Source organism: Lysinibacillus louembei (assembly GCF_033880585.1).
Taxonomy (GTDB): domain Bacteria; phylum Bacillota; class Bacilli; order Bacillales_A; family Planococcaceae; genus Metasolibacillus; species Metasolibacillus louembei.
On the sequence record NZ_CP137624.1, the window covers coordinates 3,204,084 to 3,218,809 of the forward strand.

14 protein-coding genes are annotated in these 14,726 nt (G+C 40.5%); 4 read left to right on the top strand and 10 right to left on the bottom strand.

Annotation, left to right across the window (positions count from 1 at the left end):
• Positions 1–26 precede the first annotated feature (26 nt).
• Both R6U77_RS15945 and R6U77_RS15950 read right to left on the bottom strand, forming a co-directional pair.
• Positions 27–338, bottom strand: coding sequence for a hypothetical protein (locus R6U77_RS15945; RefSeq protein ID WP_319836410.1), 312 nt, complete (start codon positions 336–338; stop codon positions 27–29).
• Between the two features lie 360 nt (positions 339–698).
• Positions 699–2,693 carry a methyl-accepting chemotaxis protein gene (locus R6U77_RS15950; protein WP_319836411.1) on the bottom strand — a complete coding sequence of 665 codons (1,995 nt, stop codon included), beginning with the start codon at positions 2,691–2,693 and terminating at the stop codon, positions 699–701.
• Between the two features lie 190 nt (positions 2,694–2,883).
• Between R6U77_RS15950 and R6U77_RS15955 the strand changes: the two genes are divergently transcribed.
• Positions 2,884–3,069: a hypothetical protein gene (locus tag R6U77_RS15955; protein ID WP_319836412.1), complete on the top strand. Its 186-nt coding sequence runs from the start codon at positions 2,884–2,886 to the stop codon at positions 3,067–3,069.
• Positions 3,070–3,134: 65 nt separating this feature from the next.
• On the opposite strand, the gene bioB is transcribed toward R6U77_RS15955, so the two are convergent.
• Positions 3,135–4,139 (bottom strand): biotin synthase BioB, encoded by a 1,005-nt coding sequence (gene bioB / locus R6U77_RS15960; protein ID WP_319836413.1) that lies wholly within the window; start codon positions 4,137–4,139, stop codon positions 3,135–3,137.
• A 15-nt stretch (positions 4,140–4,154) separates the two neighbouring features.
• On the bottom strand, positions 4,155–4,745 hold the full coding sequence (locus R6U77_RS15965; RefSeq protein ID WP_293920010.1) for a biotin transporter BioY: 591 nt from the start codon (positions 4,743–4,745) through the stop codon (positions 4,155–4,157).
• Positions 4,746–4,866: 121 nt separating this feature from the next.
• On the opposite strand from R6U77_RS15965, the gene R6U77_RS15970 reads away from it, so the two are divergent.
• Together R6U77_RS15970 and R6U77_RS15975 are read left to right on the top strand one after the other, a co-directional pair.
• Positions 4,867–5,298: a VOC family protein gene (locus tag R6U77_RS15970; RefSeq protein ID WP_319836414.1), complete on the top strand. Its 432-nt coding sequence runs from the start codon at positions 4,867–4,869 to the stop codon at positions 5,296–5,298.
• Between the two features lie 326 nt (positions 5,299–5,624).
• Positions 5,625–6,068: a GNAT family N-acetyltransferase gene (locus tag R6U77_RS15975; RefSeq protein WP_319836415.1), complete on the top strand. Its 444-nt coding sequence runs from the start codon at positions 5,625–5,627 to the stop codon at positions 6,066–6,068.
• Between the two features lie 430 nt (positions 6,069–6,498).
• On the opposite strand, the gene R6U77_RS15980 is transcribed toward R6U77_RS15975, so the two are convergent.
• Both R6U77_RS15980 and R6U77_RS15985 read right to left on the bottom strand, forming a co-directional pair.
• On the bottom strand, positions 6,499–6,954 hold the full coding sequence (locus R6U77_RS15980) for a Dps family protein (RefSeq protein ID WP_293920012.1): 456 nt from the start codon (positions 6,952–6,954) through the stop codon (positions 6,499–6,501).
• A gap of 36 nt (positions 6,955–6,990) precedes the next feature.
• Positions 6,991–8,100, bottom strand: a complete 1,110-nt coding sequence (locus tag R6U77_RS15985) for a glycerate kinase (RefSeq protein ID WP_319836416.1) — start codon at positions 8,098–8,100, stop codon at positions 6,991–6,993.
• 328 nt (positions 8,101–8,428) lie between these two features.
• Here R6U77_RS15985 and trhO point away from each other — a divergent pair, with 328 nt between their 5' ends.
• Complete coding sequence (gene trhO / locus R6U77_RS15990) at positions 8,429–9,376, top strand: oxygen-dependent tRNA uridine(34) hydroxylase TrhO (protein ID WP_319836417.1); 948 nt, start codon at positions 8,429–8,431, stop codon at positions 9,374–9,376.
• Between the two features lie 42 nt (positions 9,377–9,418).
• On the opposite strand, the gene R6U77_RS15995 is transcribed toward trhO, so the two are convergent.
• The 4 genes from R6U77_RS15995 to R6U77_RS16010 all read right to left on the bottom strand — a co-directional run bounded on the left by R6U77_RS15995 (position 9,419) and on the right by R6U77_RS16010 (position 14,577).
• Positions 9,419–10,552 carry a mannitol-1-phosphate 5-dehydrogenase gene (locus R6U77_RS15995; protein ID WP_319836418.1) on the bottom strand — a complete coding sequence of 378 codons (1,134 nt, stop codon included), beginning with the start codon at positions 10,550–10,552 and terminating at the stop codon, positions 9,419–9,421.
• Positions 10,552–10,983, bottom strand: a complete 432-nt coding sequence (locus R6U77_RS16000; RefSeq protein ID WP_293920016.1) for a PTS mannitol transporter subunit IIA — start codon at positions 10,981–10,983, stop codon at positions 10,552–10,554. Before R6U77_RS16000 ends, R6U77_RS15995 begins: the two co-directional genes overlap by 1 nt.
• Before the next feature lie 5 nt (positions 10,984–10,988).
• Complete coding sequence (locus R6U77_RS16005; protein ID WP_319836419.1) at positions 10,989–13,079, bottom strand: BglG family transcription antiterminator; 2,091 nt, start codon at positions 13,077–13,079, stop codon at positions 10,989–10,991.
• A 109-nt stretch (positions 13,080–13,188) separates the two neighbouring features.
• Positions 13,189–14,577, bottom strand: a complete 1,389-nt coding sequence (locus R6U77_RS16010; protein ID WP_319836420.1) for a PTS mannitol transporter subunit IIBC — start codon at positions 14,575–14,577, stop codon at positions 13,189–13,191.
• Positions 14,578–14,726: the final 149 nt, after the last annotated feature.

The following is a 14,726-nucleotide window of genomic DNA, read 5'->3' on the forward strand; positions in this document are numbered from 1 at the left end:
TACAGTCGATATGCCGTATACATATATTAAGAATAAACCGCCAGACTTTGATTGACTTGCATCCTGTCTATTGCAATTTTCTTATGAAATGTCGCATAGCCATTGCTCTCCCCCCATAAGCTCTGAAAGGATAATGGCGTTGAGATGCGCTGTGGAGAATAATGCTCGATTTCTTCAGGGCTGACTAGCTGTTGCTTAAACATTTCCCACTCTCCGTCAATTTGATAAACGGCCTGCTCTGTTGTCTGCATGCTATCTTGAATAAATTCTTTCTTAACCCCGCATCCACTAAGAAGCAAAATCGCCCCTACTAGAAAAAAATATATCAATCGTCGCATCACGATTCCCCCCTTATCAATGACCATTCTACTAATAACAGCTATTGCTTTCATTATAGATAGTCCTTGCGCATTTGAATAGGTTAATTTATTAAACTAACAACGTTTCAAATATCAATTACGCTTTGGCGGGATTGTGCATTGTGTTTGGACACTCATTGAATGAAGGGATTCATCGCACAACCTATAGCGGTGAGCATTTTCTACTGAATCATGATAAAGTGAACCTTCAATCAGTGGGGGTTTTCCTCCTCCCCCACTTAAACACCTTGATTTTATGTGCTGTTTTGAAGTGGGGTCTTACAGCCTGTTAATACGGAATAAAAAGGAGCCACCCTTTGCGGGCAGCTCCCATCTCCTTTATACTTTATAATGCCCTGCGACACGCTCTAAGCTATTGACCGTGTCATTTAATTGCGTAATAGCATTAGTCATATTGTCCATGCTTGCCACTTGATTTTTCACTTGCTCTGCCATGTCCTCCATGCTTGAAGTTGTTTGCTTTGCCAAGCTTGAAACATCCTCCATCGTCGCTGTTACCTCCTGCGTGCTTGCCGCCATCTCCTGTGCAGCCCCCGAAACAGAGTCCACCTCTACAGCTAATGAGCGAATATCTGCATTGATGCCCTCAAACGATTGCTGTACTTTATCTGCTGTCATATGCCCTTCATCTAAAACAGTTGCTAATGAGCGAATCACTTGTACAATATCGGTTGTTTCATGCTGTACATTTGTCACAACCTGTGAAATGCGTTCAGCTGCTGTTCTCGAATCCTCTGCCAGCTTGCGCACCTCATCTGCAACGACAGCAAAGCCTTTGCCCGCCTCACCAGCACGTGCTGCTTCAATTGATGCATTTAATGCGAGCAAGTTCGTCTGATCCGCTATGTCTGTAATCACCTTCGTAAATTCACCAATTGTTGATGATAGCTTCACTAATTCCTGTGTGCTCGCAACAGAGGAATCATTTTTTTCATAAATCACTTTCAAATGCTGCTGCAATTGATTCATAATGGCTAAGCCGCCAGTGGCATTTTCTTCAGTTGTACGTGAAATCGTGGCAATTTCCGTAATAGATTCTGCAATATGCTGAATGCCTTGTGCTAATTCGCCCATTGCATAGGCGCTTTCCTGTGTGCTTGTAAGCTGCTGACTAGAGCCTATTGCCGCCTGCTCTGACTGCGTTTGAATGAATTGCGATGCTTGTAATGTTTGACTTGCACTGTGCTGAATCGTTGCTGCTGCGTGCTGAATACCATTTGCCTCCTGCTGTAAATCACGAATAATGTGCTGGAAATTATCCATCATCGCATTAAAGGATACGACAAGCTGCCCAATTTCATCCTGTGAGCTTGCAGCAATACGCTTCGTTAAATCAGCCTCTCCCTGTCCGATATCCTCCAATGAATCTCGCACAGCTAAAATGCGAGAAACTTGTCTTGAGAGCGTTAAATTTGTCACGATAAAAATAACAGCAATCACGATAAGTGCAGCAATCACTGTACCAACTTGAATTTTTGTTAAAATGGCATTGGATACAGAAATAGCTAAATAAGAGCCGTTTGAAAGCTTCTTTACATATTGTGTGACACGTTCATTATCGTATTCTCCTGTCCACTGCTGTAAAGCTTCATCAGTAAAATGCTGACTAGTAAAGCCTAAATCTGTTAAAGCTTGCTCTGATGTAGCAGCTAGCACTTCTCCGCTGTCAGATACCATCGCTGCATATAAAACAGTAGCAGATAAATGCTCCTTTAGCTGATTGACATAATATTCGCTACCGATGCTTGCCTCTAAATCTAACAATTGTTGACCGTTACGCGCCACTTGAACAATCTGCGGATTTGCCACATCCCAGCCACCAACACCTACGAATTTATAAAACTCATTATCAATATCGCGAATTTGCGCCTTTTGAACAATTTGCTGTGCACGTCCGTCTAATAGCTGCATATATTCAGCTGCTTGGCCATTCGGATCAGACCCGAAGTTGAAATCGATAGACGGGGCAACAGATGTCACACCTGTATTGCCTTTATCGTCTGTGCTCCAAATTTCATCAATGCCTGCACGCTCCGCAATTTCTTTTAAATCGTTATATGTAGCCCCTTGCTGAATAATATACGATGCCATAACTGACTGTCCAAGCATCTCTTTTTCCATAATTTCTTCAGCCTTCTCCCGTGAATGGATAGCGCCCTCCATCCCCATTGCAACCGACTCTACTAACGCCTCTCCATTGCTTTTTATATTGTGAGAAGTTGTGTAGTAAATATAAACTGAAAATGCCCCAATAATTATTACAACAACTAACATAATTTCAAACATCATTTTCCACTTCATCGACTTTAGCATTTTACAACCTCTCCTCCATCCCTACATGTAGCGTTATCTCTATCATACATTACTAGTTCAAATATATTAATACTTTTTACACATATATCAGGATATAAGTTTCAGTTTTTTCAATAAAATGTCACATAAAGCAATAATTTTAGTAAATGCTTTTAAAAAATGCTATTATGTCAAAGCAAGGAGGGATTTTATGCAAACATATAGAATTTATGTCACGAATATTTCACAGGCGCTTGCTGTCCTAAAGGAACAAGGCTTTGAAGGGAAAGATAGCGGTACATTTATTGAAATCGCATTCAATCCAAGTCAAAAAATGTCCGTTATTATGCTATTAAATCAAAATAAAATAGTGGTATATGATATTGAGGAAGTCTAAACTTTTAATTGGGGCTGTCTAAAAAAGACATGCCCCTAACTATTTAATGGGCGAATCGCTACTTTTTAACTAGAAATTTCGCAAAACTCCCGTTGCTTCGCTGTTAGCTCAATCTCAAAGCCTAAATCCTCAAGCATTTGATAATCTTTATTTTTCTCCTGCCCCGCTGTCGTTAAATAATCACCAACAAAAATGCTATTTGCCGCATATAGCCCTAACGGCTGCAATGTGCCTAAGTTAATTTCTCGTCCACCGGAAATACGAATTTCCTTCGTTGGATTAATAAAGCGGAACAAGGCGAGCACCTTTAAGCAATAGCGTGGATTTAATTCCTTTGTCCCTTCAAGCTTTGTGCCATCAATGGCATTTAAAAAGTTAACTGGAATTGAGTCTGCATCAAGGGCATGAAGCGCATAAGCGATATCTACCACATCCTGCTTCGTTTCCTTCATTCCAATAATCGCACCTGAGCAAGGCGAAAGTCCATGCTTTTTCGCCATTTCCACCGTATTGACACGATCCTCATACGTATGCGATGTCGTAATATAATCATGGTGCCTTGCGGACGTATTTAAATTATGATTATAGCGATCAACGCCTGCTTCCTTTAGCTGCTCCGCTTGCTCGTCCTTTAATAAACCAAGACAGGCGCAAACCTTCAAGCCATATTGCTCTTTAATTTCCTTGACTGCCTCACTCACGACATTGACATCTTTACGTGTCGGCCCTCGCCCACTCGCAACGATACAAAACGTGCCAATTTGATTGTCAAACGCCTGCTTTGCCCCTGCTAAAATTTCCTCCTTCGTAATAAACGGATACTTGTCAATTGGGGCTGTTGAAATGGACGATTGTGAGCAATAGCCACAGTTTTCAGGACAATAGCCACTTTTCGCATTCATGATCATATTCAGCTTTACTTTATTGCCGTAATAATGCTTACGAATCGTATAAGCACCATGCAATAGCGGTAACAGCTCCTCATCTGGTATGTGTAAAATAGCTAATGCTTCGTGATTTGTTAACATTTTCCCCTCAATTACATCGTTCGCTAGTTGTTGCCAGTTCATATTTTCCCCTACCCTCTATTTAATTGGTAAAATACGCAATGTTTTTTGCAGTCGATATGCCAGTAAGCCTGCCACAATCGCTAAAATAACATCCTTCGGCATCGGTGGCACCATCCATGCCCATGCCATTTTATAGCTAAAGCCATCCGGTGCGGCTGCCCACAATTGATAGGCAAAGTACATCCAATTCGTGCCTAACAGATAAATTAATGTCATTGTAATTAAAGCGCTAGCGATATAAGCCTTTGTTGTTTGGTAGCGCTCCACAATCGCACCAGCGATATATGCACAAATAATAAAGCTAATGATAAAGCCAAATGTCGGTGAAACGAGAGCGGCTGGACCTCCTGTAAATTTCGCAAAAACAGGTGCACCTGCTAATCCAATACACATATAAACCGTACATGCTACGGCGCCTTTCACACGCCCAAGGACAAGCCCTGCCAGTACACCAAAAAAGGTTTGCAGTGTAATGGGCACACCGCCCGCCACTAAAAACGGCACAAACGACGTAATATTTGCTCCAATCATCATTAATGTTGCAAACGCACTGCAATAAAGTAAATCCACCGTACGCCAAGTCGTGCTTTTTGATACTATTTCCATCAAACACCCTCTATTTTAAGTTAACCAAAATATTTTATAGGTTAACGTAAATATTATCGAAATGTTGTATATTCGTCAATATGGAAATTTGCTATAATTTTCAAAGGAAGGGGAAATTATATTGACTAAAGGGCTATTACATCATATCGAATTATATGTCTCCAATTTGGAGCAATCCGTTACGTTTTGGGGCTGGCTGTTAGAGGAATTAGGCTATGAACCGTTTCAAAAATGGGATGGCGGACAAAGCTGGAAGCTCGAAAATACATATATTGTGTTTGTTCAAGCAGAGGAACGATTTTTAGACATTGCTTATCATCGCTGCAGAGTGGGTCTGAATCATTTAGCCTTTCATGCAACCTCACGTGAGCATGTGGATAATATGACAAAAAAACTCGAAGAACGTGGCGTCAAAATCCTCTACAAGAAGCAGCATCCATTTGCTGGTGGACAGCAGCATTATGCCGTTTACTTTGAAGATCCAGACAGAATGAAAGTTGAATTAGTTGCTCCTGAATTACAGGGCTCTGTTGTTGAAAAAACGCAAAAATGAATGGAAGCCCTTACTCTGTAAGATTAAGTACAAGTAATTGTATTTAAAGACAACCAGCCCTTTATTCCTTTGACAGATATTATCATGATTGTTTAGGGCGAATTAGTAAAAGCTCTGCAATATCCTATTTGAATTGTCTACTTCTATTTTCTAAATGGTTAGAGAAAGAAAGTAATTATCAAGGAGAACTGATTCAAAATCAATTGGAGCATTAAGTTCTAGAATTTCCAGGTTGTATTAAGATTTATTTGCTAATTCCACTTTTCAAAAGTTGAATTATTTCCATTAAACATCCTTAAACTATATTTAGAAGGTGATATTTTTTGGTGGAGTTAAGAACAATTAATCAGGACAATTATCAAGAATGTTTAAACTTGCATACAGCTGATACCAATGCGGACTTTGTAGACTCTGTAGCGTGGTCTTTAGCCGAAGCGTGGGTGTTTTATGATGACTCACGCCCCTTTGCAATTTATGCCGATAATGTGATGGTGGGCTATGTTTTAATGTATATTGGCGACAATAATCCCCAAATCATAAATTTTATGATAGATAGTCGTTTTCAAAAAAGAGGCTATGGATCAGCAGCAGCTAGGCTTTGTGTTGAATATTTGTGGGAAGAATACAATGCAAGTAGGATTTCTTTACCAGTTAAATTAGAAAATATAACCGCACAAAAATTTTGGAGCAACATAGGCTTTGAAATAACAGGCGATATGGAGGATGGTTATCTTTATATGCGGTTGTACATACCAGAAAAATATGTCTAAGTATATAAAACGGAACCTATCCCCATGATAAGCATTCTTGTTTCACTAACGGGGGCTTTAGTGCAATAAGAATTTATAGCGTATACAAAACAAATGTAAGTTTGGTTACGTAAAGAGAAGCAACAAACACTGATGGGACAGAGTTTATTGCTTTTTCTTATGAATATTATTTATACATTAAACTTTTTATTCTCCATTCGTTGGCTACCTTTCTCCAATTATGGCTCTTTTTATCCAAACAACCTGCCGTTCATTGTATCAAATTTCGGCATTCTCAATTATTATATATGTATGTTATTTCCAATACAAATGAAACTAATAGAATGTGCTGATATCAATAATTCAAATAAATATCAACCTGAACATCTACTTTTAGCAGAACTAATGACAAAAAGAGCTATATGGAAAAATTCCACATAGCTCTACCCACTTATTGTGCGCTGACGCTTTCACCAAGATAGGCATTCAACATCCACGTATGCTTTTCAATACTTTGATACATCGCATTCAGCATGTCCTCTGTACGGTCATCACCATCTTCTGCTGCAATGGACATCGTTTCATTTAGTGCCTGCATAATTGTTTTAAAATCGGCAACAATAGTAGCAACCATTTGCTCTGCCGTTTCTTTGCCTTCAGCCTCTTGAATTAATGATTGCGCTAAATGCTCACGCAATGTCGCAACAGGCTTCGCATCCTTCGATAAAATGCGCTCCGCTAGCTCATCGAGATTCAATGTTGCTTCATTATACAATTCTTCAAATTTGTCATGCAATGTGAAAAATGATGGACCGCTTACATACCAATGATAATTGTGTAACTTTGTATACAGCACAGAATACGTTGAAACAAGCTCGTTTAATTTTGCGTTTAAATTTTGTGACATACATCAAAACTCCTTTATTTTTTAGTACACTATACTTTACCCATTTTTGAAATTTTTAATCATCCACTGATAAGTTGCCTCTGTTAAATATTTTGCAGGTCTCTGCATCGCCATTTCTACTGTAACATCATTTTGTACAACGGCATGACAAAATTGGAAATACTGTGACAATAATTCGCTATCCTTAATTACTCCCGATAATAAAAGCACAGGGATATTGTGCTTTTTTGCATATGTCAGTACACCAAATGGCGCTTTACCATGCAGTGTTTGCGCATCCGACTGACCTTCTCCAGTAATAATTAAATCAGCGCCTTCAATGATTTGTGCAAAATGTAGGCGCTGTAGTACAAGCTCAATACCTTGTTGAAGCTGACCGTTTAAAAAAGCAATTAACGCTCCACCCATCCCACCAGCAGCACCAGCACCTGGATAATCATGCAGGCGAATACCGATTTCCTTTTCCACGATATTCGCCCACTTTGTTAAAGCTGTGTCAAAATAAGCGATGTCTTCTACACCTTTTTGCTTGCCAAACACGGCTGTTGCGCCTTTTTCGCCAACAAGCGGATTATCCACATCGCAGGCAACTAGGAATGTCGCGTGCTGAATTTTTTCATCCCAATTAGAAAAATCTACTTGCTGCACATCATATAAACCTGCGATTGTATGTGCCACCTCTACACCTGCTTCATCTAATAAGCGCAAGCCTAATGCACGTAGCATGCCAACGCCACCGTCGTTCGTCGCACTGCCACCGATACATATAATAAACTCTCGATAGTCTTGCTCGAGCGCATGGCGAATCAATTGCCCTGTACCATAGCTTGAAGCGATTGCAGGGTTACGTTCTGACTGTTGTAGCAATGTCAGCCCTGAAGCTTGTGCCATTTCAATGACACATGTTGTGCCATCAGCCAATACGCCGTAGCTCGCAGTAATGGCTCTGCCAAGTGGGTCAAGTACCTGTATTGTATGTAATTGCTGTGCAAGCGTTTCTAATGTTCCCTCTCCTCCATCAGCAACAGGCAACAAAACTGTTGTTGCGTCAGGCAGACATTGTTTCACACCACGCTCGATACTTGTAGCTGCCTCGGACGCCGTCATCGTTCCTTTAAATGAGTCTGGGCTAATAACAATTTTCATTCCTCTCACCCCTTTTTATAATTATAGCATTCATTTCAGACCAATTACTGATAGCACTCTTTAGCCATTTTTGATATAATTATCGTCGGCTATCAATTACGCCTGAGTGTAATTGCGTCCAGATTTTTCTCAAAATCTGTGACATCTGCCAGAGGCTTAACTTGAATCAGCAACTCTTTTCTACGACGAGTAATCGCAGGAGTAGGGAGTTTAACTTTCTGATTTAAAAGCCTTTTTTGCATACATCCGACCACTATAAATGTGTGAGATGTCTGCTGAAGCAAGTTAAAAAACGTGTCCTGCAAACACGCATAAGGTGGAATTAAACATGAAAGATTACCGCGTTTTACTGTATTATTTTTATACAACAATTGAAGATCCTGCTGAATTTTCAGCACAGCATTTAGAGCAGTGTAAGGAGCTTGAGCTAAAAGGTCGTATTTTAGTCGCAACAGAGGGCATTAACGGAACAGTATCAGGTACAATTGAAGCGACAAATGCTTATATGGAATTGATGCAAAATGACCCGTTATTTAAAGGAATTGTCTTTAAAATTGATGAGGTAGAAGGTCATGCATTCAAAAAAATGCATGTGCGTCCACGCCCTGAGTTAGTTAACTTAAGCCTAGAGGATGATGTCAATCCGCATGAAATTACAGGCGAATATTTATCCCCTGCGCAATTTTTAGAGCAAATGCAACGTGAGGATACAGTGGTATTAGATGTGCGTAACACATATGAGTATGATGTTGGTCATTTCCGTGGTGCCATTCGTCCAGAGGTTGACAACTTCCGTGATACACCACAATGGGTGCGTGAAAATCGCGAATTATTCGAAGGAAAGCGCGTTTTAACATATTGTACAGGCGGCATTCGCTGTGAGAAGTTTTCAGGCTGGCTAAAGCGTGAAGGCTTTGAGGATGTAGGGCAATTGCATGGTGGGATTGCAACATATGGTAAAGACCCTGAAACGAAAGGTCAGCTATGGGACGGACAAATGTATGTTTTTGATGAACGTTTAACTGTGCCAATTAACCAAGTGGAGCATGTCGTTGTTGGACGTGACCATTTCGATGGTACACCGTGTGAGCGCTACATTAATTGTGCAAATCCAGAATGTAACAAGCAAATTTTAACATCAGAAGAAAATGAAGCGAAGCATTTAGGCGGCTGTACGATTGAATGTACGAAGCATGAGCGCAATCGCTATATCGTTAGACATAATTTAACAGAAGAGCAAGTGCTACAAGCAATTGCTGCGCTTGAGCAAGTATAAAAAATGGATGGAAAAAACGCTTTGTTTTTTCCATCCGTTTTTCTATGCTTCTAGCTTAGCTAAAATTAGGCTAACAAGCTCGTCCTCCTTAGTCAAGCCTGTCACTTCCACAACTACATCTATTAATGGCAGTGTTTTAAGCTTTGTTTGTAGTTCCACGCTTTCAGCATCCTCGGTCACATCAAATTGGAATGCCGCCTTGATACCATCTAATAAAGCGACGGGTTGTTGACCAAGCTGCAATAGCATCATTGCTGGTTTAATAAATCGCTCATAGCGACTTAATTTACGCAATGGGCTACGACCGACACGAATTAGCTCATCGGATACATAAGAATTGCTGAAACGATTTAGCACTTTATCAATGTAGGCACTTTGCTCCTCTTTGTCAAAGTCATATACCGTTGTCAACACATAGCCTGTTTCCTGTAAAACGGCACGCACCGTTGCTACAATTTCCTGATCTTGCATCGCCTCATAAATTGTCGTATAGCCCTTTTGATAGCCTAAATAAGCAACTGTTGCATGCCCTGTATTAACAGTAAACAGCTTTCTTTCAATAAATGGTGTTAAATCTGGCACAAATAAAGCGTCCGCTAACTTTGGCTTCTCTGTCTGAATCATCGAAGCATCAATTACCCATTCAAAGAAAGGCTCAACAGCAACCGTTAACAGCTCGTCATGCTGTTGATTCGGCACAATGCGATCAACGGCTGAATTCGGGAAGCTTGTCGTTGCTAAAATATCTGCTAATTTTTCTGAATCCACATGCTGCTCAATATGGACACGTAAAGTATCGGTAGCGCCAATGGCATTTTCACATGCAATAACAAGCGATGGGCGATTGCCCTTTTGCTCTAAACCTTTTGCAATCGGCTCTGCTACAAAGCGTAAAATATTCGGCCCTACCGCCGTTGTCACGATATCCGCCTGAGCCACTGCCTCCACTACAGCATCCAGCTCACGCTCAGAATTCAATGCGTGAACACCTGAAATCACTTCAGCTGCACCGTTTTCCTCTGCCATTAATACCGTATAACTGCCCTTGTCTTTCAGTGCTTGGATAATGTCAGCATTGACATCCACAAATGTTACATCATAGCCTGATTTAGAAAGAAGTGCGCCGATAAAGCCACGTCCAATATTGCCAGCACCAAAATGAACTGCTTTCATCATTACTCGTCTCCCTCTTCAAATGTTAATAGCACTTCTTCAGCTGAAGAGGCGTTCAAGATGCGTTCCACATTTTCTTCCTCTGAGCAAACAATCGCAATTTTAGAAAGCAGCTCTAAATGCTCGCCACCTGCCCCTGCAATACCGATGACTAAACGCACTTCTTCACCGTTCCACTCAATTGGGTTGGCATAAATCATCACCGCAAGCCCCGATGTAATAACTTGTGCCTTTGCCTCCTCTGTACCATGAGGAATGGCTAGCATATTACCCATATACGTTGATGTCAGCACTTCTCTTTCTAACATTTTCTCAACATATGAAGCCTGTACATAGCCTTGCTCTACTAATACATTGCCGACTTCACGAATTGCCTCATCCTTCGTCTTTGCTTGCCCATTAAAACGAATATTTTCTTTTGCTAATATTGTCATATTAATCACCCTTCACTCGACATTTCTTGTAAATATTGTTTAAATTGATTTGCTAAATGTGCTTTTATTTCCGCTTCTTCACCATATTCATATAAATGAATGGAGGCATCATTCTCAATGATGCTGGCGCTAATGGAGCTAATAAATAAAAGCCGATGCTCCTCCATTTTCTCAGGAGCTAGTAGCAATAACACCCTTTTGACCAAGGTTGGCTGGTTATCCATGCCTTTGCGATGCATTCCTTCCTCTAATTCATACACTGCAAAAACAGGCTCTTTAATATCCCGATGTCTCGTATGGAAAAGAGCTAAATGTGTGCCTGGAATAGCTAATCCTCCACTCTGCTCTCTTGCTAATAAAGATGTAACAACATCCTGTGCTGCATGCAATGCACCCTTTTGGACGTAAGCTGCACAAATGGACATTAAGTTTTCCTCCATTGTCTGCTCTGTTAGCTTACGGGCTTCAAAGTGTTGAAGTATCGTGAGTACATCTTGGTTAATATCACGTAAGCGCTCAAATAGGTTAAGCTCATAACGTGGAACAAGCTCCTTTTGCTGCTTAGAAAATTCCTCCAACAGATTCCTTTGCTTACCGATATAGCTATCGAGCCACCTACGTATTTCCTCAACCTCTTGATAATCCAAATACGGTTTGACATAAATATAATCTTTTCTTCCTGGAACAGGACCAGTGGAGATGACAAGATCATATTGCGCAATTTGCTCCTCACGCAAGTCAAAAAGTGATGCATGATGAAGCTCTGCGATTTCTGGAAATTCCTTCTTTAGTCTACTCGCGAGTAATTTGGAAGAGCCAATACCACTTGAGCAAATGACTAATGCTCGAATATTGACCTTCATTCGCCATAGCTCAATAGCTGAGCCAAAATGCATCACGATAAAGCCTATCTCTTCCTCAGGGAGATTTATTCCTTTGAATACGTTTATAGCTGCACTTGTCACTGCCTCAAATAGCTCTCGGTACTCTTCCTTAATTTTAGCAAGCAGCGGATTATGAATTTTCATTTTATGCTCAATTCGATAGAGAGCGGGCTTCATATGTGCAAATAAGCCTTTATATAATTGCTGGTCCTCAAAATGAATATGATATTTAGAAGCAATTATTTCAATTAAGCTCTTTACTTGGACAGCAAGCACAAGGTCTGAGCCATATAGCACCTCATCCTTTTGTTCATCCCACTTCAATGCATGAATATGCATAGCAAAATAGCCTATCTCTTCCTCAGGAATATCCATTCCAAGTATCATGCTTAACTTATTTGCCAAGCTTTGCGCTAATGCATATTCAGACTCCTCCTGCATTTTCTCTAGCTGGCTGCGACAAAGCTCGATTCGCTCGCCTGCTTTTATTCGCTCCACCGCAAGTGTCACATGAATAATCAGCGAGATATAGGAGCTATCAACAATTCTGCGCTCAACTAATTGACGCCATTCACTAATTGCTTGTTTCACACCTTTAATTACTTCAACATCTACATAATAAAGAAGGTGACTTAATGCCTCTTGAACAATTGTCGGTGGCTCACTATCATCCCTACTAAGTAAATGATAAAAATAATCCTCGCTCAAATTTTCGCTAATTAACTTTTTAAGCGCTGTCCGAACCATCCATTCATCCCCAACTACCTCAACACCATAGCCGCGTTTTTTAACAAGCTGCAATGAAAAGGTTTCGAGCCATTTCTCCGCCTTTTGTAGGTCAGCACTCACCGTTGCTACTGCCACATGCAATTCGTTTGCGAGTGTATATAGCTTAACTGGCTCCACTGCACGCAGAAGATGCGCCAACAGAACAACTTGTCGCTCCTCTGGCGTGTATTCCTCATGCTCAAGGCTCCAAATATATGACATAATATCTACCCGTCGCTCAGTCTCTCCCTTGATTGACAGCGTTGAACCTTCCCTTTGCAAAGAGAGCTGGAATTTCTCTAAAATCGATTCAATCCCTTTAAGGTCACGTTGGATTGTGCGTGTACTGACTTCCAATTCCTTTGCAATCTCACGAATAGGAAGCGCCTTTTCCTGACCGACTAACAATGCCAAAATTGATCGCTCCCTAGCCGATATATACATCGCACTCACCTCGTTTCTGCACTATTTTTATTCTCAGTCAAAATGCCCTTAGCTAGACAAGCGTTTTCACATTGGTGAAAACGCTTATGTTTATTATTGATAATTAACTTTATTTTAAACGATTAATTAATTCTTCATATTTCGGGCTATTTAAGAAATTCTCCACTGAAATATGTTCGGCATTTGGCTGCTGAGCGCGAGCACGATCCGTTAAATCCTTATGCGTAATAATAATATCTGCATCACTCGGCAAATTACTTATCGATGTATTCGTTACTTCAATATCAATTTCTGCCTTTTTGAATTTATTTTTTAACATGGAAGCACCCATCGCACTAGAACCCATTCCTGCATCACAAGCGAACACCACTTTGCGCACTTCTGTTGCTGGTTGCTGGAATGTGCTTGCTACAGAGCTTTTCTTCCCTTTTAACGCTTCCATTTCTTGGCTCGCCTTTGCAATATCATCCTCTGTATCTTTACTTGTTTTTAAAATAAGTGCACTAATCGCAAAGGAAACAATCGTTGCCACTAATACCCCCGCTAACACTGGCAGTAACCCACCACGTGGTGCCATCAAAGATAAAGCGAAAATACTACCTGGTGATGGTGCTGCTACAAGTCCTGCATTCAACAGTGTAAACGTGAACACACCGCTCATTCCACCAGCAATTGCTGCAAAAATTAACGCCGGTTTCATTAAAATATACGGGAAGTAAATTTCATGAATCCCACCTAGGAAGTGAATCACCACTGCCCCTGGTGCAGAGTTTTTCGCCATGCCTTTACCGAATAAGCAAAAGGCAAGTAAAATACCAAGCCCTGGTCCTGGATTTGTTTCTAATAAGAAAATAATCGATTTCCCTGCTTCGGCTGCCTCTGCCATACCAATCGGATTAAATACACCGTGGTTAATGGCATTATTTAAAAATAGCACTTTTGCAGGTTCTACTAGAATACTAACAAATGGTAATAAGCCTGCATTAACGATCCATGAAACGCCTGATGCCAAAATATCGCTAAATTTCACAACAACTGGACCAATTACTTTGAAGGAAAGAATGGCTAATGCGCCACCTAAAATCCCTGCTGAGAAGTTATTTACTAGCATTTCAAAGCCAGACTTAATTTTACCTTCTACTAATTTATCGAATTGCTTAATGACAAATCCACCGAGTGGACCCATCATCATCGCACCGATAAACATTGGAATATCCGTTCCAACGATTACCCCCATCGTTGCAATGGCACCAACGACACCTCCACGCTCACCGTGTATTAATTTACCTCCGCTATAACCGATTAATAATGGCAATAAATACGTAATCATTGGACCAACTAATGAAGCTAAGCTTTCATTTGGTATCCAACCTGTCGGAATAAATAAGGCTGTAATTAACCCCCATGCGATGAAAGCACCGATATTTGGCATAATCATTGAGCTCAATTGGCTACCAAATCGCTGCACCTTCACCTGAAACCCTTTCTTTTCACTCACTACAATAACCCCCTTGTAAAATCTATAAATTAAGTATTTTTTACTACTACATTTATAGTAAGCGCTTTCTTGTCAATTCACCATCAAATCAAAACACAATTTCGTCACATTTGTCGCGACAAAATTAAAAAACTACCTTCAAAAGCTAT